The sequence below is a fragment of the Kineosporia sp. A_224 genome, assembly GCF_002198655.1.
Lineage (GTDB): Bacteria > Actinomycetota > Actinomycetes > Actinomycetales > Kineosporiaceae > R-H-3.
Window position 1 is genome coordinate 61,183 of record NZ_MWLN01000218.1, and the last position, 25,360, is coordinate 86,542.

Genomic DNA, 25,360 nt, shown 5'->3' on the forward strand with positions numbered 1-25,360 from the left:
ACGTTAACCAGGGATCTTGCGGGGTGCACGGGCGGACGGCGCGGTGCTCTTCGCCGAGCGGGGGGCGGGCACGCGCGCGGCCCGGGACGGCGCGGCGGACGGCGCGGCGGCCCTCGGCGTCACCGGCACGTCGAGCTGGGCGACGGCGCGCAGCTTGTTCACGGCGTCCAGGGCCGCGACCTTGTACGCCTCGGAGAGGGTCGGGTAGTTGAAGACGGTGTCGACGAGCTGGTCGACGGTGCCGCCGCAGGTCATGATCGCCTGGCCGAGGTGGACGAGCTCGGTGGCGTGCGAGCCGAAGACGTGGACCCCGAGCAGGTGCCGGGTGTGCGACGAGACGAGCAGCTTGAGCATGCCGTACGAGTCGCCGATGATCTGACCCCGGGCGAGCTCGCGGTACCGGGAGATGCCGACCTCGTAGGGCACCCGGCTGCCGGTGAGCTGCTCCTCGGTCTGCCCGCAGTAGGAGATCTCGGGGATCGTGTAGATCCCGATCGGCTGCAGCGCCACGAGCGAGTTCACCGGCTCGCCGCACGCGTGGTACGCCGCGAGCCGGCCCTGCTCCATCGACGTCGACGCGAGCGCCGGGAAGCCGATGACGTCGCCGACGGCGTAGATGTGCGGCACCGAGGTCTGGTAGGTCGGGCCGACCTCGATCCGGCCGCGCCGGTCGGCGGACAGGCCGGCCTTCGCCAGGTCGAGCGCCTCGGTCGCGCCCTGCCGGCCGGCCGAGTACATGACCGCCTCGGCGGGGATCCGCTTGCCGCTCGCGAGCGTCGTCACCGTGCCCCGCGGGCTCGCCTCGACGCTCTCGACGCTCTCGCCGAACCGGAAGGTCACCGACAGGTCGCGCAGGTGGAACTTCAGCGACTCGGTCACCTCGGAGTCGCAGAAGTCGAGCATCCGGTCCCGCTGCTCGACGACGGTCACCTTCGTGCCGAGGGCGGCGAACATCGACGCGTACTCGATGCCGATGACCCCGGCCCCGACGACGACCATCGACCGGGGGAGGACGTCGAGGTGGAGGATCCCGTCGCTGTCGAGGATCCGCGGGTCGTCGAAGTCGATGTTCGCGGGGCGGGCGGGGCGGGTGCCGGTCGCNTGGACGAGGTCGACCCCGTTGCGGAACAGCTGGGACCGGACGACCTCGATCTCGCGGCCGATGACGTGCTGCGTGCGGCCGAGCAGGTCGTCGACGGCGATGTCGTCCTTGACCCGGTAGTTCTGGCCGTACAGCTCACGCATGTTGAGACCGGTGAGGTACAGCACGGCCTCGCGCAGGGTCTTGCTCGGGATCGTGCCCGTGTTGATGCACACCCCGCCGACCATGGAGCGGCGCTCGACGACGGCGGCCCGGCGGCCGAGCTTGGCCGCCGCGATGGCGGCCTTCTGCCCGCCCGGCCCGGAGCCGAGCACGAGCAGGTCGTAGTCGTGGTCGTGGTCCACGGTGCGGTTCCCTCCTGCGCCCGGGCAGGCGCCCGGTCCGTTCTTGTCATCGGCGCCCCGGCGGCCCGACCTGACCTCGGAGGGCCGTGTCGTCGCGCGACGGGGCCGGGATGCTGGAGAGGTCAACTACCTTGCGCCGTTCTTGCGCGAAAATTTGCACTGCAAACGCTTCCGCTTGCTCACCCGTTCGGGCTAACGTCATCGCCACACTGGGTGTCGATGTCGGACACACCACTCAGATCAGACGATCAAGGGTGATCGGACTGTCGCTCCCGGTAATGGCCCTGCCGCCACAGTTCCGCCTCTGCGTACCGGGAGTCATCGCATGAGTGTGTTGTCACGTCATTTCTTGCGCGGCCGAGGCCGCCTCTCATTCATCGCCCTGGGGGTGTCGGCGGCGCTCGGCGTCACGCTGGCGCAGGCCGGGCCGGCGGCGGGGCTGGGGAGCCCCGCCGCGGCGTCCGTGGCCGTCCCCCGCGCCGCCCTCGCCGCGGCCCCGACGAGCGTCACGCTCGTCGGCAGCCTGCAGAGCGAGCTCGGCTGTCCTGACGACTGGGCGCCGCCGTGCGAGGCGACGATGCTCGCCCCGGTCGCCGGCACGTCGACGTGGGAGCGGACCTTCACCGTCCCCGCCGGCACGTACGAGTACAAGGTCGCGATCAACGGCGGCTGGGACGAGAACTACGGCACCGGCGGGGTCTCGAACGGGCCGAACTACCCGTTCGTGCTCGCCGGGCCGACGAAGGTCCGGTTCCGCTACGACGCCGAGAGCCACCTCGTGACGCTCGCGCTGCCCGACCTGCCCGGCACGGGGGTCAGCGCCGCCGACCGGGCGCTCGCCGGGCGCTCGCTGCGCGACGACCTCACCCGTGAGCGCTTCTACTTCGTCATGACCGACCGGTTCGCCAACGGCTCGACCGCCAACGACCTGGGCGGCTACCCGGACGCGAAGACCGCCGGTCTCGACCCGACGCACAAGGGCTACTACCACGGTGGCGACCTGGCCGGCCTGACGTCGAAGCTCGACTACATCAAGGGCCTCGGGACGACGTCCATCTGGCTCACGCCGTCGTTCAAGAACAAGCCCGTGCAGGACAACAACGGTTTCCCGAGCGCCGGCTACCACGGCTACTGGATCACCGACTTCACCCAGATCGACCCGCACATGGGGACGAACGCGGAGCTGAAGACACTCATCGACCGGGCGCACGGCAAGGGGATGAAGGTCTTCTTCGACATCATCACCAACCACACCGCGGACGTCATCGACTACACCGAGAAGAAGTACGACTACGTCGACAAGGCGACGTCGCCGTACCAGGACGCGAGCGGGAAGGTGTTCGACGACAAGGCCTTCGCGGGCAAGGACACCTTCCCCGCGATGGACGCCGCGACGTCGTTCCCGTACACGCCGGTGTTCCCCACCGAGGCGGACAAGACCGTGAAGGTCCCGGCCTGGCTCAACGACCCGACGCTCTACCACAACCGCGGCAACAGCACCTTCGCCGGTGAGAGCAGCGAGTACGGCGACTTCTTCGGCCTCGACGACCTGTTCACCGAGAACCACACCGTCGTCAAGGGCATGGAGGACATCTACAACGCCTGGGTCGACTTCGGGGTCGACGGATTCCGGATCGACACGACGAAGCACGTGAACATGGAGTTCTGGCAGGACTTCATCCCCTCGATCCGCAAGGAGGCCGCGAACGTCGGCAACCCCGACTTCTTCGCCTTCGGCGAGGTCTTCGACGCCGACCCGCGGTTCACGTCCCGCTACTCGACGCAGGGCACGCTCCAGGCGACCCTCGACTTCCCGTTCCAGGCCAAGGCGCAGGCGTTCGCCACGGGCAAGGAGACGACCGGGCTGCGGGACGTCTTCGCGGCCGACGACTGGCACATCGACGCCGACGGCAACAACTACGCGGCGCCGACGTTCCTCGGCAACCACGACATGGGCCGGATCGGGAACTTCATCTCCACCGGCGTCCCGGGCATCACCGCCGACGAGACGCTCAAGCGCGACATGCTCGCGAACTCGCTCATGTTCACCAGCCGCGGCCAGCCCGTCGTCTACTACGGCGACGAGCAGGGCTTCGTCGGCGACGGCGGAGACCAGGACGCGCGCCAGGACATGTTCCCGAGCAAGGTCGCCACGTACAACGACGACGACCTCATCGGCACCGACGCGACGACCGCGCAGGACAACTTCGACACCGCGCACCCGCTCTACCGCTGGATCTCGGACCTGTCGAAGCTGCGGGACCGGCATCCGGCGCTCGCGGACGGCGCGCAGGTCCACCGGTACTCCTCGGACGCCGCGGGCATCTACGCGTTCAGCCGCGTCGACCGGGCGACCGGCCGGGAGTACGTCGTCGCCCTCAACAGCGCGACGACGGCGAGGACGGCGTCCTTCGCGACGTACGGCAGGGGCGGCGCGCAGTTCGCCGGCCTCTTCGGCGGGGCCAAGCGGCTCGTCGCCGACCGGGAGGGCCGGGTCACCGTGACCGTCCCGCCGCTCACCGCCCTGGTGTGGAAGGCCGAGGCCGGGCTGCCGCGGCGCACGGCCGCGCCGTCCGCGACCTGGGTCAGCCCCGCCCCCGGCGGCACGCTGTCGCCGGCCCCCGCGGCGAACCCGGCCGCCGGTCGTGTCGAGCTGCGGGTCGCGGTGCCGGAGAACGCCTTCAGCGAGGTGACCTACGCCTGGCGCGTCGCCGGGGCCGGCACCTGGACGAAGCTCGGCACGGACGACAACGCGCCGTACCGGGTCATGCCCGACGTGAGCGGTCTCGCCAAGGGCACGGTCGTCGAGACCCGGGCCGTCGTCCGGGACGCGAGCGGCAACCTCTCCGCGTCGTCCTCGTTCGGTGTCGTCGGTGAGCCGTCCGGTGGGGGTGGCGGGACCGGCGGGCCGATCGACCCCGTGGTCCAGCCGGCGAACGTCAGCGTGCCGGGCGACCACAACAGCGAGATGGGCTGCGCGGCCGACTGGATGCCGGACTGCGACCAGGCCCAGCTGACCCGTGACCCCAAGGACGACGTCTGGAAGGGGACGTACACCATCCCCGCGGGCGCCTACGCCTACAAGGCCGCGGTGAACAAGTCCTGGGACGAGAACTACGGGGTCGGTGCGGTCGCCAACGGCGGCAACATCTCGTACACGAACCCGGGCACCGTGAGCTTCTACTACGACCACGGCACGCACTGGGTGACGAGCGACGCGCAGGGCCCGATCATCACCGCGCCCGGTTCGTTCCAGTCCGAGCTCGGCTGCCCGGCCGACTGGTCGCCGGACTGCATGCGCTCGTGGCTGCAGGACCCGGACGGCGACGGCACCTTCACCTTCCGGACCGACCGGATCCCGGCCGGCTCTTACGAGATGAAGGCCGCGCACGGCCTCGCGTGGACCGAGAACTACGGCGCGGGCGGGGTGAAGGACGGCGGGAACATCCCGTTCGCCGTCCCCGCCGACGGCACGATCATGACGTTCTCGTACGTGCTGTCGACGCACGTCCTCACCGTCACGGCCTCCAAGGCCGGCTCGGCGGCGGACCTGTCGAAGGCCAAGGCGCACTGGGTCGCCCGTGACCTCGTCGCGTGGCCGGCCGACCAGGTGCCGGACGTCGACCCGGCCACGCTCGGCTGGCGGCTGCACTGGTCGAAGGACGGCGGCCTCGGGCTCGACGCCGAGGCCGTCACCGGCGGCGACTCCGCGGCGCTCACGTGGGACCCGAAGGGGCTGCCCGCGGACGTCGTCGCGAAGTACCCGGCGCTGAAGGGCTACCTCGCGCTGCGGCTGCCCGACCGGGTCGCGCGGCAGGCACCGTCGATCCTCACCGGGCAGGTCGCGGTCGGGCTCTACGACGACCTCGGCGCCCTGCTCGACGCCTCCGGCGTCCAGGTGCCCGGGGTGCTCGACGACCTCTACGCCGGCAGGGCGACCGGGCAGAAGCTCGGCGTGACCTTCGACGGTGCGGGGACCTCGTCCGCGGCCCCGACGTTCCGGCTGTGGGCGCCGACGGCGCAGTCCGCCACGCTCCTCGTCTGGCCCGCGGGCCGGGCGCTGAGCGCGGCACCGGTGCGGGTCCGGCCCGACCTCTCCGCGGCGTCCGGCGTGTGGACCGCCGAGGGCGGGAAGGCCTGGCGCGACGCGCGGTACCTCTGGGAGGTCACCGTCTGGGCGCCGTCGGCGAAGAAGGTCGTGACGAACCGCGTCACCGACCCGTACTCGACGGGGCTGACGACCGGGTCGACGCACTCGGTCGCCGTCGACCTCGCGGACCCGGCCTTCCGGCCGGCGCCGTGGCGGACGGCGAAGCCGCCGGCGCTGAAGCGGTCCGTGGACCAGACGATCTACGAGCTGCACGTGCGGGACTACTCGGTCGACGACGCGACGGTGCCGGCCGCCCATCGCGGCACGTACCTCGCGTTCGCCGACGAGGGCCTGGGCCGCAAGCACCTGCGCGAGCTCGCGAAGTCCGGGCTGACGACGGTGCACCTGCTCCCGACGTTCGACATCGCGACGATCGAGGAGGACCGGGCGAAGCAGGCGACCCCGGACTGCGACCTGCCGTCCCTGCCCGCCGACTCCGATGCGCAGCAGGCCTGCGTGGGCGCCGTCGCCGGCAAGGACGGCTACAACTGGGGCTACGACCCGTACCACTGGTCGGTGCCCGAGGGCTCGTACGCGACCGACCCGGACGGTGGCGCCCGCGTCGCGCAGTTCCGCACCATGGTCGGCGCGCTGCACTCCGACGGGCTCCACGTCGTCCTCGACCAGGTGTTCAACCACACCGCGGAGGCCGGCCAGGGCGACCGCTCGGTCCTCGACAAGGTCGTGCCCGGCTACTACCACCGGCTGAACCCGAAGACCGGCGCGGTGGAGACGTCGACCTGCTGCCAGAACGTCGCGACCGAGCACGCCCTCGCGGAGAAGATGATGGTGGACTCGGTCGTCCGCTGGGCCCGGGACTACAAGGTCGACGGCTTCCGGTTCGACCTCATGGGCCACGCGTCGAAGGCGAACATGCTCGCCGTCCGCTCGGCGCTCGACGCCCTGACGCCGGCGAAGGACGGCGTCGACGGCCGGCAGGTGTACGTCTACGGCGAGGGCTGGAACTTCGGCGAGGTCGCGAACGACGCGCTCTTCGTCCAGGCCCGGCAGGGCAACCTCGGCGGCACCGGGATCGGGACCTTCTCCGACCGGCTGCGGGACGGCGTCCGCGGCGGCGGGCCCTTCGACGACGACCCGCGCAAGCAGGGCTTCGGCTCGGGGCTGTTCACCGACCCGAACGCCTCGGCCGCCAACGGCACCGCCGACGAGCAGAAGGCGACGCTCCTGCACGACCAGGACCTCGTGAAGCTCGGGATGGCCGGCAACCTGCGGGCGTTCACCTTCACCGACGCGACCGGCAAGACCGTGCGCGGCGACCAGGTGGACTACAACGGCTCGCCGGCCGGGTACGCCGACCAGCCCGACGAGGTCATCACGTACGTCGACGCCCACGACAACGAGACCCTGTGGGACGCGCTGACGTACAAGCTGCCGCCCGCGACGCCGATGGCCGACCGGGTGCGGATGAACACCGTGTCGATGGCGACCGTCGCGCTCGCCCAGACCCCGGCGTTCTTCCACGCCGGTTCGGACCTGCTCCGGAGCAAGTCGCTCGACCGGAACTCGTTCGACTCGGGCGACTGGTTCAACCACCTCGGGTGGCCGGGCGGCGCGGCCGTCGACAACGGCTTCGGCCGCGGGCTGCCGCCCAAGGCGGACAACGAGGCGAAGTGGCCCTACGCGAAGCCGCTGCTCGGCGACCCGTTGCTGAAGCCGTCGGCGGCGGACGTCTCGACGGCGACGGCGGGCGCGCAGGACCTCCTGCGGCTGCGGTTCTCGAGCCCGCTGTTCCGGCTCGGGTCGGCGGACGAGATCACGAAGCGGGTGAGCTTCCCGCTCGGCGGCCCGGACCAGACCCCCGGCGTCGTCGTCATGCGGATCTCCGACACCGTGGGGACGGACCTCGACCCCACGGCGAAGAGCCTGCTCGTCGTCCTCAACGCCTCGCCGAAGGCGACGACCCAGACCGTGACCGACCTCGTGGGGGCGTCGCTGGCCCTCTCGCCGGTCCAGACGGCCGGGGCCGACCCGGTGGTCCGGACGACCTCCTGGGACGCCGCCAAGGGCGCGGTGACGGTGCCCGCCCGCACCGTCGCCGTCCTCGTCGAGCAGCAGTGACGCCGACGGCGGGCACGGCCGTGGCCGGGATGGTCACGAGCACTGCCGAACATCGGCGAGAATAGGTACCGAACGGGTGCCGGGGTGCCGTCGGAGGGCGCGTTTTGACCCCCCGTCGGCGCCCCGGTAACCTCATAGGTCGTTGTGCTCCTGCGTGGACGCCCGCACTCGCGGTGCCGCCCGCTCGAGGGCCATCGACCCGGCCACCTGAACCCGGCAGGCCCCGTGCGAACGGGGTCCGCAGGCCTGTGACCGGCTCGTGAATGTCATCCGGATGAGGACGAAGGCTACGACTGTGCGCACGTACACCCCCAAGGCCGCCGACGTCGAGCGGCGCTGGCACGTCATCGACGCGACCGACGTCGTGCTCGGCCGTCTCGCCTCGCAGGTCGCGATCCTGCTGCGTGGCAAGCACAAGCCGACCTTCGCCGCTCACCTCGACACCGGTGACTTCGTCGTGATCATCAACGCGGACAAGGTCGCTCTCACGGGCAACAAGCGCGAGCAGAAGAAGGCGTACCGCCACTCGGGCTACCCGGGCGGCCTGCGGGCCACCGGCTACACCGAGCTGCTCGAGAAGAACCCGGAGCGCGCCGTCGAGAAGGCCGTCCGCGGCATGATCCCGAAGAACACCCTGGGTCGCGCTCAGCTGAGCAAGCTCAAGGTCTACCGCGGTTCCGAGCACCCCCACCAGGCGCAGAAGCCGCAGCCGTACGAGATCTCGCAGGTCGCGCAGTAAGCCACGCGCCCCGCACGTCGAACCACCGAATCAAGGAGAACCGTGGCTGAGACCACTGCCGAGATCGAGGACGTCGTCCTCGACGGCGAGGACGCACCGAGCAGCTACACCACCTCGACGCCGCAGACCCGTGGCGGCGGCTCGAGCATCACGGCCCCCGGCGCCGCCACCGGCCGCCGCAAGGAGGCCATCGCGCGTGTCCGCCTCGTGCCGGGCACCGGGCAGTGGAAGATCAACGGCCGCACGCTCGAGGGCTACTTCCCGAACAAGGTCCACCAGCAGCTCGTCAACGACCCGTTCAAGGTCACCGAGACCGAGGGCCGCTTCGACGTCATCGCGCGGATCCACGGCGGCGGCTCGTCCGGCCAGGCCGGCGCGCTGCGTCTCGGCGTGGCCCGGTCGCTGAACGCGATCGACCTCGAGGCGAACCGCCCGACCCTGAAGAAGTCCGGCTTCCTCACCCGCGACGCGCGGGTCAAGGAGCGCAAGAAGGCCGGTCTCAAGAAGGCCCGCAAGGCGCCTCAGTACAGCAAGCGCTGACCTGCGGCCACCCGCCGACGGTCCACGTGCGGCCCCGGAACGCCTCGTGCGGTCCGGGGCCGTCGTGCGTCCCGGTGCCGGGTGAACGACGGTGCGCCCGCGCCTGAACGGCGGGCGACCCTGCACGATGTGATGATCTGTACGACTCTGTCCGGATACGCAGTGCGATCCGGATCCGTAGTGTGTGCTGACCGGACGCGATGCTGCCCGTGGCAGCCGTGCCGATGGCGGCAGTGACAGGAGGACCGGCGTGGGACGACTCTTCGGGACCGACGGCGTCCGTGGGACGGCGAACCGTGACGTGACGGCCGAGCTCGCGCTCGACCTCGCGGTGGCGGCCGCGCACGTGCTCGCCGAGGTCGGAGAGTTCGCCGGGCACCGCCCGCGCGCCGTCGTCGGGCGGGACCCGCGCGCCTCCGGGGAGTTCCTCGCCGCCGCGACCGTCGCCGGCCTCGCCAGCGCCGGCGTCGACGTCGACGACGCGGGCGTGCTCCCGACCCCGGCCGTCGCGGGCCTCGTCGCGGACACCGGCGCCGACCTGGGCGTCGTCCTCTCGGCGTCCCACAACGCCATGCCGGACAACGGCATCAAGTTCTTCGCCCGGGGCGGGCACAAGCTGCCCGACGACGTCGAGGACGCCATCGAGAAGCGGCTCGGCGAGACCTGGGAGCGCCCCGTCGGCGCCGCCGTCGGCCGGGTCCGGGCGTTCCCGGACGCCGCCGACCGCTACGTCGAGCGGCTCCTGGCGACGCTGCCCAACCGGCTCGACGGGCTGCGCGTCGTCGTCGACTGCGCCCACGGCGCCGCGAGCGCCGTCGGCCCGCGGGCGCTGCGCGCGGCGGGCGCGCACGTCGTCGTCATCGGGGCCGAGCCCGACGGGCTCAACATCAACGACGGCTACGGCTCGACGCACCTCGACAAGCTCCGGGACGCCGTCGTCACGCACGACGCGCAGGCCGGCATCGCCTTCGACGGTGACGCGGACCGCTGCCTCGCGATCGACCATCTCGGCCGCGAGGTCGACGGCGACCAGATCATGGCCGTCCTCGCGCTCGCGTTCCGGGAGCGCGGCGCGCTCGCCGACGACACCCTCGTCACGACCGTCATGAGCAACCTCGGGCTGCTGCGGGCGATGGAGGCCGAGGGCGTCAAGACGATCCAGACCGGGGTCGGGGACCGCTACGTCCTCGAGGAGATGCGCCGCGGCGGGTACACCCTCGGCGGGGAGCAGTCCGGCCACGTCGTCATGCTCGAGCACTCGACGACGGGCGACGGCCTGCTCACCGGGCTGCACCTGCTGGCCCGGATGGCCCAGACCGGGCGCACGCTCGCCGACCTCGCGGGCGTCATGCAGCGCTTCCCGCAGGTGCTCGTCAACGTCAAGGGCGTCGACAAGGCCCGGGCCGCCACCGACGAGGGTGTCGTCGCCGCCGTCGCCGCGGCCGAGGCGCGGCTCGGGGCGAGCGGCCGCGTGCTGCTGCGCCCCTCCGGCACCGAGCCGCTCGTGCGTGTCATGGTCGAGGCCGCCGAGGGCGACCAGGCCCGCTCCGTCGCCGACTCGCTCGCCGTCGTCGTCAGGGAGCGGCTGGCGCTGTAGCCGGCTGCGAGCGTGGTGCCGTCCGCCGGGTCAGGGCCCGCTGGACGGCGAGCAGGAGCGTCCCCGCGACGGTGAGCCCGACGAGGTTCACCGCGAGCTGGAGCGCCGAGCCGCCGATCTCCTCGGGCACCCAGAGCGCCACGGCGAGGGCGAGGTTGCCCGCGGCGGGCACGGTCGTCACCGAGATGAAGACGCCGACGAGGGCGTTCGAGCGGCCGGCCGTCAACGAGAGGACGCCGGCGAACCCTGCGAGGAGCGCGACGACGACCGACCACTCGTCGGGCCGCCAGATGAAGGCCGTGAGCGGCCTGGGGGCGGCGAGGTCGGCCGGCTCGACCCAGCCGGCCGCCCGGACGACGAGCGCGGCGACCGCGGTGACGGCGATCGCGGCGGCGAAGCCGAGCCCGAGGAGCGCGAGCGCGTCCCGGACGAGGCGGCCACGGCGCATGACGATCCCGTAGGCGAGGGCGACCACCGGGCCGAACTCCGGGCCGACGACCATCGCCCCGACGACGAGCACCGGGGAGTCGGTGACGACGGCCACCGAGGCGATCATCGTCGCGAGGCAGAGGAAGGCGTAGAACGACCACGACGACCGGGCGTCGGCCTCGGCGCGCTCGGCGACGAGGTCCCAGACGATCCCGTCGTCCGGCGAGCCCGGCGCCGCGGCCTCGGCCGCGACCGCGTGGACCGAGGGTGCGGCGTCCACCGTCTCCATCGCGACCGCGCCGCGGTCGTCGAGGCCCAGGTCGCGCAGGTGCTCCAGGACGTCCGTCACCGCCTCCCGGGCGACGTCGACGAGCACGAGGTCGCCGTCCGGCTGCACGGCGGCGTCCGGGATGACGACGACGTGGGTCACCCGGGGGTCGGCCCGCAGGAAGGCGACGACGGCGTCCCGGACGGCGCGGGGCACGATGAGCCTGAGGTGGATCACGGCCCTATCGAACCAGGCGTCAGAGCTTGCGCAGGCGGATCCGGCCGACGGCGTGGTCTGCGCCCTTGCGGAGCACGAGGGTGGCCCGGCCACGGGTCGGCAGGACGTTCTCGACGAGGTTGCGCTCGTTGATGTCGTGCCAGATCTGCTCGGCGCGGGCCACGGCCTGCTCGTCGGTGAGGGCCGCGTAACGGTGGAAGTAGGACTCCGGGCGGCTGAACGCGGTCTGCCGCAGCCGCAGGAACCGCTCGACGTACCAGCGCCGGACGTCCTCGGTCTTCGCGTCGACGTAGATGGAGAAGTCGAAGAAGTCGCTGATCGCGACGCCCTGCCGGCCGTCGCCGCGCGGCCGGGCGGGCTGCAGGACGTTGAGCCCCTCGACGATGAGGACGTCGGGGGAGCGGACGACGACCTCCTCGCCCGGGACGATGTCGTACGTGAGGTGGCTGTAGACCGGTGCCCTGACCTCGGGCATCCCGGACTTCACATCGGTGACGAACCGGAGCAGCCGGCGCCGGTCGTAGGACTCCGGGAAGCCCTTGCGCTGCATGATGCCGCGCCGGGTCAGCTCGTCGTTCGGCAGCAGGAAGCCGTCCGTCGTCACGAGCTCGACGCGGGGAGTGCCCGGCCAGCGGGCCAGCAGCTCGCGAAGGATGCGGGCCGTCGTCGACTTGCCGACGGCGACCGAGCCGGCGACGCCGATGACGAACGGGGTGCGCTCCGGGGACTCCCCGAGGAAGGTCCGGGTCGCGGCGTGCAGGGCCTCGTGGCCCGCGACGTAGAGCGTGAGCAGCCGGGACAGCGGCAGGAAGACCTCCTCGACCTCCGCGAGGTCGATCCGGTCGCCGAGGCCGCGCAGGTCGCGCAGGTCCTGCTCGGTGAGGGTCAGCGGGGTCGAGGACCGCAGCTTCGACCACGCCCGCCGGTCGAGCTCGACGAAGGGCGACCCGACGAGGCGGGCCGCGTGGTGGGTGCTGTGGCCCTCACCGCGCGGGTCGCCGCGGCGGCGCCCGGGCGGGACGTCTCCGGCGGGCATCGTCGCGCTCGGCACCGTCGCATTGTGCCCGCCCCGTGCGCCGGCACGTCACCCGCGGGTGTCGTCCCGGTCACATCCGGACGGCGTTCGCGACCGCCGTCCGCCGCACGCCGGCCTCGTCGAGGGTGTCCGTGGAGGAGGCGAGCAGCCCGGCGCAGGCCATCGCGCCCAGCGCGCCGAGCACCCGCCGGGCGGCCGGGACGACGAGCGAGGCGCCGGGTGCGGGCCTGCGGTGGAACGTCGTCGTCGTCATGCGTCCAGCGTGCGCCGCTGCGGCCGTGAGGGCATCCGCCCGTGGCTGTGGATCCGCTGTGGACGTCGTCCTCCCGTGGGGTGACGGCCCACCGGCGGGATCTCTCCTGCGGGCTACGCTGGCCGCCATGTGCGGAATCGTGGGGTACGCGGGCACGCCCGCCGCCGGGCTCGACGCCCTCGAGGTGGTCCTCGAAGGGCTCCGGCGGCTCGAGTACCGGGGGTACGACTCGGCCGGGGTCGCCCTGCAGTCCGACGGCGGCCTGGTCATGGTCAAGCGCTCCGGCAAGCTCGCCCGGCTCGAGGAGGCGCTCGCCGAGCACCGGCCCCCGGCGACGACGACCGGCATCGGCCACACCCGCTGGGCGACCCACGGCGGCCCGACCGACGAGAACGCCCACCCGCACCTCGGCGGCGGGGGCCGGGTCGCGGTGATCCACAACGGGATCATCGAGAACTTCGCGAGCCTCAAGGCCGCGCTGACCGCCGAGGGCGTCGAGTTCGCGAGCCAGACCGACACCGAGGTCGCCGCGCACCTGCTCGCCGCCGCCTACGACCGCACCGGCGACCTCACGGCCGCGATGCAGGACGTCGCCGGCCGGCTCGAGGGCGCGTTCACCCTGCTCGCCGTCGCCGCTGACGCCCCGGGCGTCGTCGTCGGCGCGCGCCGCAACTCCCCGCTCGTCGTCGGGGTCGGCGAGGGCGCCAACTACCTCGGCTCCGACGTCGCGGCGTTCATCGGCCACACCCGCGAGGCGATCGAGCTCGGCCAGGACGAGATCGTCACGATCACCGCGGACTCGGTGGCGATCACCGACTTCGCCGGCAACCCGGTCCAGGGGCGCCGGTTCAGCGTCGACTGGGACGCCGCCGCCGCCGAGAAGGCCGGGTACCCGTCGTTCATGGCCAAGGAGATCAACGAGCAGCCGCACGCGGTCGCCGACACCCTCCTCGGCCGCACCGACGCCGCCGGCCGGCTGACCCTCGACGAGCTCCACATCGACGAGGTCGTGCTGCGGCGGATCGACAAGATCGTCGTCGTCGCCTGCGGGACGGCCGCCTACGCCGGGCAGGTCGCGAAGTACGCGATCGAGCACTGGTGCCGGATCCCCGTCGAGGTCGAGCTCGCGCACGAGTTCCGCTACCGGGACCCGGTCGTCAACGAGAAGACCCTCGTCGTCGCGATCTCGCAGTCCGGCGAGACGATGGACACGATCATGGCCGTGCGGCACGCGCGCGAGCAGGGTGCCCGGGTCATCGCGGTCTGCAACACCCGCGGCTCGACGATCCCGCGCGAGTCCGACGCCGCGCTCTACACCCACGCCGGGCCGGAGATCGCGGTCGCCTCGACGAAGGCGTTCCTCGCCCAGATCACCGCGTGCTACCTGCTCGGGCTCTACCTCGCCCAGCTGCGCGGCAACAAGTTCGCCGACGAGATCGGCGAGATCCTCGGCCAGCTCAAGGCGATGCCCGACAAGATCGCCAAGGTCCTCGACAACCTCGACCAGGTGCGCCAGATGGCGCGCTGGATGGCGGACACCCGGTCCGTGCTCTTCCTCGGCCGGCACGTCGGCTACCCGGTCGCGATGGAGGGTGCGCTCAAGCTCAAGGAGCTCGCGTACATCCACGCCGAGGGCTTCGCGGCCGGCGAGCTCAAGCACGGCCCGATCGCGCTCATCGAGGCCGGGCAGCCGGTCTTCGTCATCGTGCCGTCGCCGCGCGGGCGGGACTCCCTGCACAGCAAGGTCGTCTCGAACATCCAGGAGATCAACGCCCGCGGGGCGCGCACGATCGTCATCGCCGAGGAGGGCGACGACGAGGTGCTCCAGTTCGCCTCCGAGGTGATCCGGGTGCCGCAGACGCCGACGCTGCTCGCGCCGCTCGTCACCGTCGTCCCGCTGCAGGTCTTCGCGTGCGAGCTCGCGACGGCCAAGGGCCTCGACGTCGACCAGCCGCGCAACCTGGCGAAGTCCGTCACGGTCGAGTGAGCGTGCGGGTGACGCAGTGATCGTCGGTGTCGGCATCGACGTCGTCGACGTCGCCCGGTTCGGCGCCGAGCTCGAGCGCACGCCCCGGCTGCGCGACCGGCTCTTCACCCCCGCCGAGCGCGACCTGCCGCTGGCCAGCCTCGCCGCCCGGTTCGCGGCCAAGGAGGCGATCGCGAAGTCGCTCGGGGCCCCGCCCGGGATGAGCTGGCTCGACGCCTGGGTCGTCAAGGACCCGCACGGGGCGCCCGCGATGGAGGTGACCGGCACGGTCGCCGCCCGCGCGCAGGTGCTCGGGGTGACCCGGTTCCACGTGTCGATGTCGCACGACGCGGGCATCGCGAGCGCGGTCGTCGTCGCGGAGCGGGACAGCTGACGTGCTGCGGGCGTGGCGGGTCGCGGACGTCCGGGCGGCCGAGGCGGTGCGCCTGGGCCAGGTGCCGGACGGCGCGCTCATGCAGCGGGCCGCGGCGGGGCTCGCCGCCGTCTGCGCCGGGGTGCTCCGGGACGCCGCGGGCGGGGTGAGCGGACGCCGCGTCGCACTACTCGTCGGGGCCGGCAACAACGGCGGCGACGCGCTGTGGGCGGGGGAGCGGCTGGCCAGGCGCGGGGCGCGGGTCGACGCCGTGCTCTGCGGCGCCGCCGTCCACGTCGAAGGGCTCGCGGCGCTGCGGGCCGCCGGTGGCACCGCGCTCGACGCGCGCGACCCCGCGGGGCGCGCGGACGCCGTCCGGCTGCTCGGGCGGGCGCACCTCGTCGTCGACGGGCTCGTCGGGCTCGGCGGCTCGCCGGGCCTGCGGGAGCCGGCCGCCGGGCTCGTCGCCGGGCTGCGCGCCGCGGCGGACGGCGGCCCGGCCGTCGTCGCCGTCGACCTGCCGAGCGGTGTCGACCCGGACAGCGGCGAGACCCCCGCCCCGCACGTGCACGCCGACGTCACGGTGACGTTCGGCGCCGCCAAGCCGTGCCTGCTCCTGCCGCCCGCGTCCCGGGCCGCGGGGCGGGTCGTCGAGGTCGACATCGGGCTCGGACCGCTGCTGCCGCCGTCCGCCGCCGTCGAGCGGCTCTCCGGCGCGGACGCCGCGGCGCGCTGGCCGGTGCCCGGCGCCGGGGCCGACAAGTACCGCCGCGGCGTCGTCGGCGTCGTCGCGGGCTCGGCCGCGTACCCCGGTGCCGCGGTGCTCGCCGTCGCCGGGGCGCTGCGGGCCGGTGCGGGGATGGTCCGGTACGTCGGGCCGGAGCACGCCGCCGAGCACGTCCGGCTGCACCACCCGGAGGCTGTCGTCGGCGCGGGCCGGGTGCAGGCGTGGGTGCTCGGGCCCGGTGTGGACCCCGACGTGCGCGACGGTCAGCGGGCCGCCGCCGAGCGGGCCCTGGCCTCCGGCGAGCCGTGCGTCGTCGACGCCGGTGCGCTCGCGCTCGTGCCCGCGACGACCGGCGCCCTCGGGCCGCAGGTGCTGCTCACCCCGCACGCCGGCGAGCTCGCCCGGCTGCTCGGCGCGCTCGGCGGGACCGCGCCGCCCCGGGAGGACGTCGAGGCCCGGCCGGCCGCGCACGTCGTCCGGGCCGCCGCGCTCACCGGCGCGACGGTCCTGCTCAAGGGCTCGACGACCCTCGTCGCGACCCCGGACGGCCGGCTGCGCAGCCAGGCCGACGCCCCGGGCTGGCTCGCGACGGCCGGCGCGGGCGACGTCCTCGCCGGGATCGCCGGCACCCTGCTCGCCGCCGGCCTCGACCCGTTCGACGCCGGCCCGGTCGCCGCCCTGGTCCACGGCCGGGCCGCGGCACGCGCGAGCGGCGGGGGCCCGGTCACCGCGGGCGCGGTCGCCGAGGCGGTGCCGGCGACCGTCGCGGACCTGCTGGGCCAAGGCATGCCGTTCTGAGGTGGATCCGCCTGCTCGGTGCCGGAGGATCGACCGCAGAACCGGCGGGGGCGGCCGGCCGGCCTCAGTGCCAGTAGCTCTGGCGTGACGCGGGGGCGCCGATGGCGGAGGACCGCGGCTCGTAGCCGGACAGGTCGTTCGCCGGGTCCGCGAGCCACCGCGCGTCGTCCTCGGTGATGTCGAAGAACGACTCGCAGAGCGTGCAGCCGAGGTGGTAGCTCCGCCTGGGGGTGAAGAGCGGGACGACGACGGCGATCGTCGTCGCGCGTTCGAGCACCCGGTAGGCCATCGGCTTCTCGCAGACCCGGCACGTGATGCGACGGGTGGCCATGACGCGGAGTACCGAGCGGGTGCCGACCCACAGTGCGCTCATGCGCGGATCGTAGGGTGACGCACCGGTGGCGCGGGCGGTCGACGTCACAATCGCCGCTGGGGACGCCTGGCCGGTCGCGTGTCGGCTCCCGGTGAGAGACTGATCAGCGATGACGAGCACGCCTCTCGCGCCCGCCGCCGCGGCCACGGTCCCTGCGACCGGTCCCGGCGGGGTCTTCGCGACCGCCGACCCCGCCGACCTGCTGCCGGCGGGGCTGCCCGCGTGCGCCGTCGTCGACCTCGACGCGATCGCCGCGAACGTCGCCGCGCTCGACGCCCGGGCCGGCGCCGCCGGGGTGATGGCCGTCGTCAAGGCCGACGCCTACGGCCACGGGCTCGTGCCCGCGGCCCGGGCCGCGGTCGCCGGCGGGGCCGCGTGGCTCGGGGTCGCCCAGCTCTCGGAGGGGCTCGCGCTGCGCGCGGCCGGCGTGACCGCCCCGCTGCTCGCCTGGCTCACCGTGCCCGGGGACGCCTTCGCGGACGCCGTCCGCGCCGGGATCGACATCGGCGTCACCGCGGCGTGGGTGCTCGACGAGGTCGTCGCGGCCGCCCGCGCGACCGGCACGACGGCCCGGGTCCACCTCAAGGTCGACACCGGGCTGTCCCGCAACGGCGTCACCCCGGCCGACCTGCCCGACCTGCTCGACGCCGTGCTCCGCGCCGAGGCCGAGGGCGCCGTCCGGCTCGTCGGGATCATGAGCCACTACGCCTGGGCCGACGCGCCCGAGCACCCGACGGTGCGCTCGCAGACCGAGGTCTTCCGCGACGCCGTCGCGCTCGCCGAGCGCCGCGGGGCCCGGCTCGAGGTGCGCCACCTCGCGAACTCCGCGGCGACCGTGACGAACCCGCGGGCCGCGTTCGACCTCGTCCGGCCGGGGGTGGCCGTCTACGGGCTGTCGCCCGTGCCCGACCTGGCCTCGCCCGGCGACCTCGGGCTGCGGCCCGCCATGGCCCTGCTCGGCCGGGTCGCGAGCGTCAAGGCGGTGCCGGCCGGGTCGGGGGTCTCCTACGGGCACGAGTACACGACGGACGCCGACACGACCGTTGCGCTCGTGCCGCTCGGGTACGCGGACGGCGTCCCGCGGCACGCCGGGTCCCGCGGCCCGGTGCTCCTGCGCGGCACCCGGCAGACGATCGCCGGCCGGGTCTGCATGGACCAGGTCGTCCTCGACCTGCACGACGCCGCGAACACCGCCGGTGTCGCGCCCGGCGACGTCGCGGTGCTCTTCGGGGACCCGGCGCTCGGCGCCGCCCCCGGCGGCCCGGCCGCGCCGACCGCGCAGGACTGGGCGGACGCCGCCGGCACGATCTCGTACGAGATCATCACCCGGCTCGGCCTGCGGGTGCCGAAGGTCCACGTGGGCGCCGCCGGCACGGCGGGAGCGCCGTCCTGATGGCCGAGGAGTCGCGGGCGGCCCGGGTCGGCCTGCTGTCGCTCGGGGTCGGCCTCGCGGCCGCCGGGGTCGGGGCCGCGCTCGGCCTGGCCGCCGAGCGGGTCGCCGTCGGCCGGCCGCTGCTGCCGCGCCGCGAGGACGACGACACCGAGGACTACGGCGGGCTGCACCACGGGGCCCGCGTCGTCCGGGCGAACGACGGGACCGCGCTGCACGTCGAGGTCGACGAGGTCGCCGACTTCCGCCGTCCGGCCGCCGCCGACGACACCTCGCCCGCCGCGGCCAAGGCCGCCGGCCGCGGGCGCGACGACCGCACCGCCGCCGACGCGACCGGCCCGGGCGGCGGTGAGCCGCTCACCGTCGTCCTCAGCCACGGCTACGCGCTCTCGATGGACTCCTGGCACTTCCAGCGCAAGGCGCTGCGCGGCCTGCACCGGCTCGTCCTGTGGGACCAGCGCGGCCACGGCCGCTCCGGCACCGGGCCCGAGGGCTCGGCGACGATCGACCAGGTCGGGCGCGACCTCGAGGCGGTGCTCGCGGCGGTCGCACCGACCGGGCCGCTCGTCCTCGTCGGGCACTCGATGGGCGGCATGACCGTCATGAGCCTCGCCGAGAAGCGGCCCGACCTCTTCCGTGACCGGGTGCTCGGTGTCGCCCTCGTCTCGACGAGCGCCGGCGGGCTCGGCGAGGTCGACTTCGGGCTCCCCGGCTTCGGTCGGCTCGTCCAGCGGCTCGCGCCCGGCGCGATCAAGACCCTGACCCGGACGCCGCGGCTCGTCGAGCGCGGCCGCCGGCTCGGCAGCGACCTCGAGGCCGTCCTCGTGCGGCGCTACTCCTACGCCTCGCCGGTGAGCGACGCGCTCGTCCGGTTCACCGCGCACATGATCGCCGCGACCCGGCTCGAGGTCATCAGCGACTACCTGCCGACGTTCTCCACCCACGACAAGCGCGCGGCGCTCGCGACGCTCGACGGGCTCGAGGTGCTCGTCATCGTCGGCGACTCCGACCTGCTCACGCCCGCCGAGCACAGCGAGGAGATCGTGCGCCGCCTCCCCGGCGCCGAGCACGTCGTCGTCAAGGACTCCGGCCACCTGCTCATGCTCGAGCACCCGCAGATCGTCAACGGGCACCTCGCCGAGCTCGTCGACCGGGCGCTGCGGGCGCACGCCGGGCCCGCCGGAAGGCGATACGGTACGCGGGCGCGTCGCACGGTCATGCCGTTGCGGCGACGCCGCAGACGACGGGACGCCGGGGGGCTCTCCGCGTGACCCGAGAGCCGACACCCGGGCAGGACGCGACGGCGCGTCCGCCCGGCGAGCAGTCAGTGACGCACGAGGGAGAAGCAGTGAGCGGCGCCCACCGGGCCGATACGTCCACCCGTGAGGAGACGGCCGTCGGCTCCTCGCGCGCCGAGGTGCCCTCCGCGGAGACGATGCGCGACCTGGGCCGGGCGCTCGCCGAGCTGCTGCGCCCGGGCGACCTCGTCGTCCTCTCCGGCGACCTCGGCGCGGGCAAGACGACGCTCACCCAGGGCATCGGGCGGGGCCTGAAGGTCCGCGGCGACGTGACGAGCCCGACCTTCGTCATCGCGCGCGTGCACCCCCCGCTGGCCGACGGGCCCTCGCTCGTGCACGTCGACGCCTACCGGCTCGCCTCGCTCGAGGAGGTCGACGACCTCGACCTCGACGCGACGCTCGGGGAGTCGGTCACGGTCGTCGAATGGGGCGAGGGCCTCGTGGAGGAGCTCGCCGCGGACCGGCTCGAGGTGCGCCTGCTGCGCCGGCGCGGGGACGAGGCCGGCGGGCTCGCCGACGCCGACCCGGACCTCGCCGCCGACCGGGCGCCGTCCGACGGGGACGAGCCGCGGCTCGTCGAGATCGTCGGCCACGGCAGCCGCTGGCGCGACGTCGTCCTCCCGGCGGGCTGACCGCCGGTGCTCGTCCTCGCGCTCGACACCTCCGGCGCCGCGGTGACGGCGGCGGTGCACGACGGCACGGCCGTCCGGGCCGAGCGCTCCGAGCCGCGGGCCCGCGGGCACGCCGAGCACCTCGCACCGCTCGTCGAGGCGGTGCTCGCCGACGCGGGCGCCGACCGGCGTGACCTGACGACCGTCGCGGTCGGCGTCGGCCCCGGCCCGTTCACCGGACTGCGGGTCGGGCTCGTCACCGCGCGGGTGCTCGGGCACGCGCTCGGCATCGACGTCGTCGGCATCTGCTCGCTCGACGCGCTCGCGTTCGAGGCCGCGACGCTCGGCGACACGGCGGGCGGCCTCGTGGCCGTCACCGACGCCCGGCGGCGCGAGGTGCACTGGGCGACGTACGACGCGGAGCGCGTCGACCTCGGGCCGGGGGCGCACACGTGGCGGGTCGTCCGGCTCGACGGGCCGCACGTCGGCCCGGCGACCGCCGTCGACGTCGCCGGCCGCCGGGTCGTCGGCCGTGGCGCGGCGCTCTACCCCGACGCGCTGCCCGGTGGCACCGGGCCGCTCGACGTCGCGGCCGGTGCGCTCGCGACGCTCGCCGTCCGCGGGCTCGCCGCGGGCGCCGACCCGGCCGACCGGGCGGTGCTCGTCGCACCGGAGCCGCTCTACCTGCGCCGCCCGGACGCCGTCGCCCCCGGCGTCCGCAAGCGCGTGCTCCCGGCGGGCGGACGATGAACGAGGACGTCCGGCTGCGGCCGATGCGCTGGTGGGACGTCGCCGCCGTGCACGCCCTCGAGCAGACCCTCTTCGGAGCGACGGCCTGGACCGCGGAGGCGTTCTGGTCCGAGCTCGCGCACCCGGACACCCGGACCTACCTCGTCGCCGAGGGGCCGGCCGGCGACCTGCTCGGCTACGCCGGCGTCATGACCGTCTCCGCGGACGCCGACGTCCAGACCATCGCCGTCGCGCCCGCCGCGCAGGGCCGCGGGCTCGGCGGCACGCTGCTCGAGGCGCTCGTCGAGCGGGCCCGGGCGGCCGGGGCGACGTCCCTGCTCCTCGAGGTCCGGGCCGACAACGCCCCGGCGATCGCGCTCTACGAGCGGCACGGCTTCGACCGGATCGCCGTCCGCCGCCGGTACTACCAGCCCGGTGACATCGACGCCTGGGTCATGCGGCTGCGGCCGCTGCTGCCGCTCGTCTGACGGTGTGTCGCCGGGCGGTCCGCCGTCCGGGTGAACGTCTGGCCCTCGCGGGTGACCGTGCGTGCGCAGCCGGGTGACCTGCGCCCGCATCCGTGCTCCCGGGGCGCCCGGGCGGGCACGCTGGGTGAACGCGGCCGCCGTCCCGGTCGCGACCGGAGGGATGACCATGCCGCGCCCGTGGGGGAGCGAACCGTACGACGTGCCGCTGGCGGCCGCGCCGGGGACGCAGGCCTGGGCGCCGCCCGCCGGGCCCCCCGCCGAGGTGCCGCTGCCGCCCGGGCAGACCTTCGCGCCGACGGCACAGCCGCTGCCCGGCCCGCAGTTCGGCGGGCCCGCGCCGGTCGTCTGGGCCGCGCCCGTACCGCCGCGCGCCGCGCTCGCCGGCCTGGCGCCGTACGCGGCCTACGAGCCGGTCGCGCGCTCGGTCGTCCCCGGGGCGCCGGTCGCCGTCCCCGGGCACCTCGTGCCGGCGTTCGCGCGTGCCCACCCGGTGCCGCGGCTGGCCGGCCCGGCCCGCTGGGCGGCGCTCGGGTCGCTCGGGCTCGTCGTCCTGCACGGCCTGCTGCTCGGCCTGGACGTCGCCGTCCGCGCCCGGTACTCCTGGAGCGGCGAGACCGCGGGAGCCTGGTCGTACGCCGCGGTGCTCGGCCTGCTGCTCCTGTTCGTGCTGCTCCTGCCGGCGGTCTGGGTGGCGACCTCGCTGTGGCTGCACCGCGCCCTCACGGCGGCCCGCACCGTCGACGCCTCGGCGGTGCCGTACCCGGTGTGGCTCGCGTGGGGCACCTGGGTGCTGCCGATCGTCTCGATCGTCCTGCCGCCCGGCCTCGTCAAGGACGTCTGGGCGGTCGGTGCGCGCGGCCGGGCCCGGTACATGCAGCCGAAGGTCCGCACCTGGTGGACCCTCGTCCTCGTCGCCGCCGTGCTGCGGACGGCGGCCGGGGCCGTCGGGACGCTCGGCCCGGGGCTCGGCGGGTGGTGGGCCGGGCTCGCCCTCGCCTCGTTCGTCGTCCTCTGCTACGCGCTGCGGGCCTGGTTCGGGGTGCTCGAGGGCCTGACCCGCGCCTGGGAGCGGCCGCGCGACGAGTGGACGCCGGACCGGCCGGCCGAGGCCCCGCGGATCCAGGTGTACACCGGGCGCGTCGGACCGGCATGATCCGCTGGCCGTCGACGGATCCGCGACGACGGGTCCCCCGGGGAGGCAGCAGTGAGCCAGGAACCGCCGCAGTGGGCCGCACCGTGGGGCGAACCGGGAGGCGAGCCCGCGGGGGAGCCCGGCCGGCCCGAGGTCCCGCCGCCGGGGCCCGCGACCGCAGGCCCGCCGTCCGACGCCCCGGTCGTCACGCAGCCGACGGCCGACGGCGCTTTCCTGCCGCGGTCGGTGAACGGGCTCGCCGTCGCCGTGCTCGCGGTGTCCGGGCTCTACGGGCTCACGGTGTGGGCGGCCGCGATCGTGGCCTTCGCGGCGCAGAACGAGTTCGAGGACGGCGTCCTCGGCGCCGCGACCGTGGCGCTCGGCGTGATCACGCTCGTGCAGACCGTCGCCCAGCTGGTGGCGTACGGGTTCGCGGCGATGTGGCTCATGCGGGTCTACCAGACCGCGTCCGCCGTGGCGCCACGCCTCATGCGGCGCAGCATCGCGTGGACCTGGCTGTCCTGGTGGGTCCCGTTCGTCAGCCTGTGGTTCCCCAAGCAGATCGTCGACGACGTGTGGCGGGTCGCTGCCTCGCAGCCGGGGCGCTCCACGGCGCGGGCCACCGGGGGATGGTGGTTCTGGTGGATCGCGGCGTCGGTGACCTCGGCGCTCACGTCGTTCGCGAGCCGGTCCGCATCCGGGGGGACCTCCGAGGTCTCCGGCTTCGCGCCCGGCTGGCGGGTGTTCGCGGCGCTGTTCCTCACCGGCGCGTTCGTCATGTGGGTCCGGGTCGTCCGCGGGGTCTCCGCGGCCCACGACGCCGGGCCGTGGACCCCGTACTTCCGGGCGCTGCCCGCGCCGGTGTCGCGCGCCGCGGGGACGTCCGGCCACCAGGGCGTGTGAGGCCTCGATGAGCGAGGTCCCGCAGCGGGGCACGCCGGACGGGCCGGCCGACCCGGCGGTGATGCGGTGGGACGCGATGTTCGCCGTCGGTGCGGACGACGTCGCCAGGGCGCGGCGCCCGCTGCGGCCGCTCTCGAGCGTGGTCCTCGGGCTGGCAGCGGCGTGGACGGCGATCGCCTGGGTCCGGTGGGTCGACGGCTACGACCACGAGACCGCGATGGCGGTGACGCTCGTGGCGTCCTGGGTCGCGGCGAGCGTCTGGCTGGGCCGGCTGCGCGACGCCGCGGAGGTGGCCGCGCCGGGGAGCGCACGCCGCTCGCCCGTGTGGGCCTCGCTCGGCTGGGTCGTGCCGATCGTCCAGCTGTGGTTCCCCAAGCAGGTCGTCGACGACGCCTGGACGGCGCTGAGCCGGCTGCCGGGGCGCGCCGCGAAGCGGCGCACCGGATGGTGGTGGGCCGCCTGGCTGGTGCTGTTCTTCATCTTCGGCGGCGCCTCGAGGCAGGCTCCCCTGACCGCTGACGAGCGCCTGTGGACCGCCGTGGGGACGACGGTGGCGTTCGTGCTCTGGGCCGCCGTCGTCCGGTCGGCCACCGCGGCGCACGACGGGCCGCCGCTGAGCCCCGGGTGGCGCACTAGCCTTCAGGAGTGACCGCCCGTACCGAGCGCCCGCTCGTCCTCGGCATCGAGACCTCGTGCGACGAGACCGGCGTCGGGATCGTGCACGGCGGTGAGCTCCTCGTCGACGCGGTCGCGACGTCCGTCGACGAGCACGCCCGGTTCGGCGGTGTCGTCCCCGAGGTCGCGAGCCGGGCCCATCTCGAGGCGATGGTGCCGACCCTCGAGCGGGCGTGCACGCAGGCCGGGGTGCGCCTCGCCGACCTCGACGCCGTCGCGGTGACGTCCGGTCCCGGGCTCGCCGGGGCGCTCACGGTCGGGGTCGCCGCGGCGAAGGCGCTCGCGCTCGCCCTCGGCGTCCCGCTGTACGGCGTGAACCACCTCGCCGCGCACGTCGCCGTCGACACCCTCGAGCACGGTCCGCTGCCGTCGCCGTCGATGGCGCTGCTCGTCTCCGGCGGGCACTCCTCGCTGCTGCTCGTCCCCGACGTCACCGGTGACGTCCGGCCGCTCGGCCGGACGATCGACGACGCGGCGGGGGAGGCCTTCGACAAGGTCGCGCGGCTGCTCGGGCTGCCGTTCCCGGGCGGCCCGCACGTCGACCGGGTCGCCCGCGACGGCGGCCCGGCCACGATCGCGTTCCCGCGCGGGCTCACCGCGGCGCACGACATGGCCGACCACCGCTACGACTTCTCCTTCTCCGGCCTCAAGACCGCCGTGGCGCGGTGGGTCGAGAGGCGCGAGGCGAGCGGTGAGCCGGTGCCGGTGGCGGACGTCGCGGCGAGCTTCCAGGAGGCCGTCGTCGACGTGCTCACCCGCAAGGCGGTGCTCGCCTGCCGGGAGAACGGCGTCGACACCCTGCTCGTCGGCGGCGGGGTCGCCGCGAACTCACGGCTGCGGGCGATGGCCGCGGAGCGCTGCGCGGACGCCGGGATCACCCTGCGGGTCCCGCGGCCCGGGCTGTGCACCGACAACGGGGCGATGGTCGCCGCGCTCGGCTCGCTCATGGTCGCCGCCGGCCGCCCGCCGTCCGCGCTCGACCTGCCGGCCGACTCGTCGATGCCCGTCACGCTCGTCCAGGCCTGACCGGCCGCCGTGACCCTGGCCCTCGGCGTCCTGCTGCTCGGCGGCGACCATGAGCGAGCCGAGCGCGGCGACCATCGCCCCGTTGTCGGTGCACAGC

The 25,360-nt window shown here is 74.6% G+C and carries 21 protein-coding genes and 1 pseudogene; 16 read left to right on the forward strand and 6 right to left on the reverse strand.

Translation table 11 applies throughout. The features are described 5' to 3' along the window. Positions 1 to 3 precede the first annotated feature (3 nt). Together sthA and EDJALFJO_RS36600 are read right to left on the reverse strand one after the other, a co-directional pair. A partial coding sequence (gene sthA / locus EDJALFJO_RS28320) for a Si-specific NAD(P)(+) transhydrogenase (RefSeq protein WP_233150086.1) occupies positions 4 to 1,101 on the reverse strand: 1,098 nt, incomplete at its 5' end. 1 nt (position 1,102) lies between these two features. Next, positions 1,103 to 1,446: pseudogene (locus tag EDJALFJO_RS36600) on the reverse strand (FAD-dependent oxidoreductase); the annotation flags it as partial. A 388-nt stretch (positions 1,447 to 1,834) separates the two neighbouring features. On the opposite strand from EDJALFJO_RS36600, the gene pulA reads away from it, so the two are divergent. The 4 genes from pulA to glmM all read left to right on the forward strand — a co-directional run bounded on the left by pulA (position 1,835) and on the right by glmM (position 10,551). Beyond that, a complete protein-coding gene (gene pulA / locus EDJALFJO_RS28325; RefSeq protein WP_198950726.1) occupies positions 1,835 to 7,675 on the forward strand; it encodes a pullulanase-type alpha-1,6-glucosidase in 5,841 nt (1,946 codons plus the stop codon). A gap of 295 nt (positions 7,676 to 7,970) precedes the next feature. After that, the gene (rplM, locus tag EDJALFJO_RS28330) at positions 7,971 to 8,414 is read left to right on the forward strand and encodes a 50S ribosomal protein L13 (protein WP_088289678.1); all 444 of its coding nucleotides are present in this window, start codon (positions 7,971 to 7,973) and stop codon (positions 8,412 to 8,414) included. A 42-nt stretch (positions 8,415 to 8,456) separates the two neighbouring features. Continuing rightward, positions 8,457 to 8,954 (forward strand): 30S ribosomal protein S9, encoded by a 498-nt coding sequence (gene rpsI / locus EDJALFJO_RS28335; protein WP_088289679.1) that lies wholly within the window; start codon positions 8,457 to 8,459, stop codon positions 8,952 to 8,954. Between the two features lie 250 nt (positions 8,955 to 9,204). Further along, entirely contained in the window at positions 9,205 to 10,551 is a 1,347-nt protein-coding gene (gene glmM, locus EDJALFJO_RS28340; protein WP_088289680.1) for a phosphoglucosamine mutase, read from the forward strand. Here the strand turns inward: glmM and EDJALFJO_RS28345 are convergent. Genes EDJALFJO_RS28345 through EDJALFJO_RS28355 form a run of 3 tightly spaced genes read right to left on the reverse strand, consistent with a single transcriptional unit; the run spans position 10,529 to position 12,774 of the window. Next, the gene (locus tag EDJALFJO_RS28345) at positions 10,529 to 11,485 is read right to left on the reverse strand and encodes a DUF389 domain-containing protein (protein ID WP_198950727.1); all 957 of its coding nucleotides are present in this window, start codon (positions 11,483 to 11,485) and stop codon (positions 10,529 to 10,531) included. The two genes, glmM and EDJALFJO_RS28345, sit on opposite strands and share 23 nt — an antisense overlap. 19 nt (positions 11,486 to 11,504) lie before the next feature. Further along, on the reverse strand, positions 11,505 to 12,536 hold the full coding sequence (gene coaA / locus EDJALFJO_RS28350) for a type I pantothenate kinase (protein ID WP_233150088.1): 1,032 nt from the start codon (positions 12,534 to 12,536) through the stop codon (positions 11,505 to 11,507). Between the two features lie 55 nt (positions 12,537 to 12,591). Beyond that, on the reverse strand, positions 12,592 to 12,774 hold the full coding sequence (locus EDJALFJO_RS28355) for a hypothetical protein (RefSeq protein ID WP_088289681.1): 183 nt from the start codon (positions 12,772 to 12,774) through the stop codon (positions 12,592 to 12,594). A gap of 127 nt (positions 12,775 to 12,901) precedes the next feature. On the opposite strand from EDJALFJO_RS28355, the gene glmS reads away from it, so the two are divergent. Genes glmS through EDJALFJO_RS28370 form a run of 3 tightly spaced genes read left to right on the forward strand, consistent with a single transcriptional unit; the run spans position 12,902 to position 16,638 of the window. Further along, positions 12,902 to 14,761, forward strand: a complete 1,860-nt coding sequence (gene glmS, locus EDJALFJO_RS28360; RefSeq protein ID WP_088289682.1) for a glutamine--fructose-6-phosphate transaminase (isomerizing) — start codon at positions 12,902 to 12,904, stop codon at positions 14,759 to 14,761. A 16-nt stretch (positions 14,762 to 14,777) separates the two neighbouring features. Beyond that, positions 14,778 to 15,134: a holo-ACP synthase gene (locus EDJALFJO_RS28365; RefSeq protein WP_088289683.1), complete on the forward strand. Its 357-nt coding sequence runs from the start codon at positions 14,778 to 14,780 to the stop codon at positions 15,132 to 15,134. A 1-nt stretch (position 15,135) separates the two neighbouring features. Further along, entirely contained in the window at positions 15,136 to 16,638 is a 1,503-nt protein-coding gene (locus EDJALFJO_RS28370) for a bifunctional ADP-dependent NAD(P)H-hydrate dehydratase/NAD(P)H-hydrate epimerase (protein WP_088289684.1), read from the forward strand. 64 nt (positions 16,639 to 16,702) lie between these two features. Here EDJALFJO_RS28370 and EDJALFJO_RS28375 read toward each other — a convergent pair whose 3' ends face one another. After that, on the reverse strand, positions 16,703 to 17,011 hold the full coding sequence (locus EDJALFJO_RS28375; RefSeq protein ID WP_143448836.1) for a hypothetical protein: 309 nt from the start codon (positions 17,009 to 17,011) through the stop codon (positions 16,703 to 16,705). 109 nt (positions 17,012 to 17,120) lie between these two features. Between EDJALFJO_RS28375 and alr the strand changes: the two genes are divergently transcribed. The 9 genes from alr (at position 17,121) to tsaD (ending at position 25,263) form a co-directional block, all read left to right on the forward strand. Continuing rightward, positions 17,121 to 18,404: an alanine racemase gene (gene alr, locus EDJALFJO_RS28380; RefSeq protein WP_088289686.1), complete on the forward strand. Its 1,284-nt coding sequence runs from the start codon at positions 17,121 to 17,123 to the stop codon at positions 18,402 to 18,404. Further along, positions 18,404 to 19,672: an alpha/beta fold hydrolase gene (locus EDJALFJO_RS28385; protein ID WP_088289687.1), complete on the forward strand. Its 1,269-nt coding sequence runs from the start codon at positions 18,404 to 18,406 to the stop codon at positions 19,670 to 19,672. The genes alr and EDJALFJO_RS28385 overlap by 1 nt, the downstream gene beginning before the upstream one ends. Before the next feature lie 77 nt (positions 19,673 to 19,749). Then, positions 19,750 to 20,331 (forward strand): tRNA (adenosine(37)-N6)-threonylcarbamoyltransferase complex ATPase subunit type 1 TsaE, encoded by a 582-nt coding sequence (gene tsaE / locus EDJALFJO_RS28390; RefSeq protein ID WP_233150089.1) that lies wholly within the window; start codon positions 19,750 to 19,752, stop codon positions 20,329 to 20,331. Positions 20,332 to 20,337: 6 nt separating this feature from the next. Then, positions 20,338 to 21,060, forward strand: a complete 723-nt coding sequence (gene tsaB, locus EDJALFJO_RS28395; protein ID WP_088289688.1) for a tRNA (adenosine(37)-N6)-threonylcarbamoyltransferase complex dimerization subunit type 1 TsaB — start codon at positions 20,338 to 20,340, stop codon at positions 21,058 to 21,060. Continuing rightward, positions 21,057 to 21,527, forward strand: coding sequence for a ribosomal protein S18-alanine N-acetyltransferase (gene rimI / locus EDJALFJO_RS28400; protein ID WP_088289689.1), 471 nt, complete (start codon positions 21,057 to 21,059; stop codon positions 21,525 to 21,527). The genes tsaB and rimI overlap by 4 nt, the downstream gene beginning before the upstream one ends. 160 nt (positions 21,528 to 21,687) lie before the next feature. Then, a complete protein-coding gene (locus EDJALFJO_RS28405) occupies positions 21,688 to 22,680 on the forward strand; it encodes a hypothetical protein (protein WP_233150090.1) in 993 nt (330 codons plus the stop codon). A 51-nt stretch (positions 22,681 to 22,731) separates the two neighbouring features. Continuing rightward, positions 22,732 to 23,562 carry a DUF4328 domain-containing protein gene (locus tag EDJALFJO_RS28410; protein WP_143448838.1) on the forward strand — a complete coding sequence of 277 codons (831 nt, stop codon included), beginning with the start codon at positions 22,732 to 22,734 and terminating at the stop codon, positions 23,560 to 23,562. A 7-nt stretch (positions 23,563 to 23,569) separates the two neighbouring features. Beyond that, positions 23,570 to 24,211 (forward strand): DUF4328 domain-containing protein, encoded by a 642-nt coding sequence (locus EDJALFJO_RS28415; RefSeq protein ID WP_088289692.1) that lies wholly within the window; start codon positions 23,570 to 23,572, stop codon positions 24,209 to 24,211. Next, a complete protein-coding gene (gene tsaD / locus EDJALFJO_RS28420; RefSeq protein WP_088289693.1) occupies positions 24,208 to 25,263 on the forward strand; it encodes a tRNA (adenosine(37)-N6)-threonylcarbamoyltransferase complex transferase subunit TsaD in 1,056 nt (351 codons plus the stop codon). Before EDJALFJO_RS28415 ends, tsaD begins: the two co-directional genes overlap by 4 nt. Positions 25,264 to 25,360: the final 97 nt, after the last annotated feature.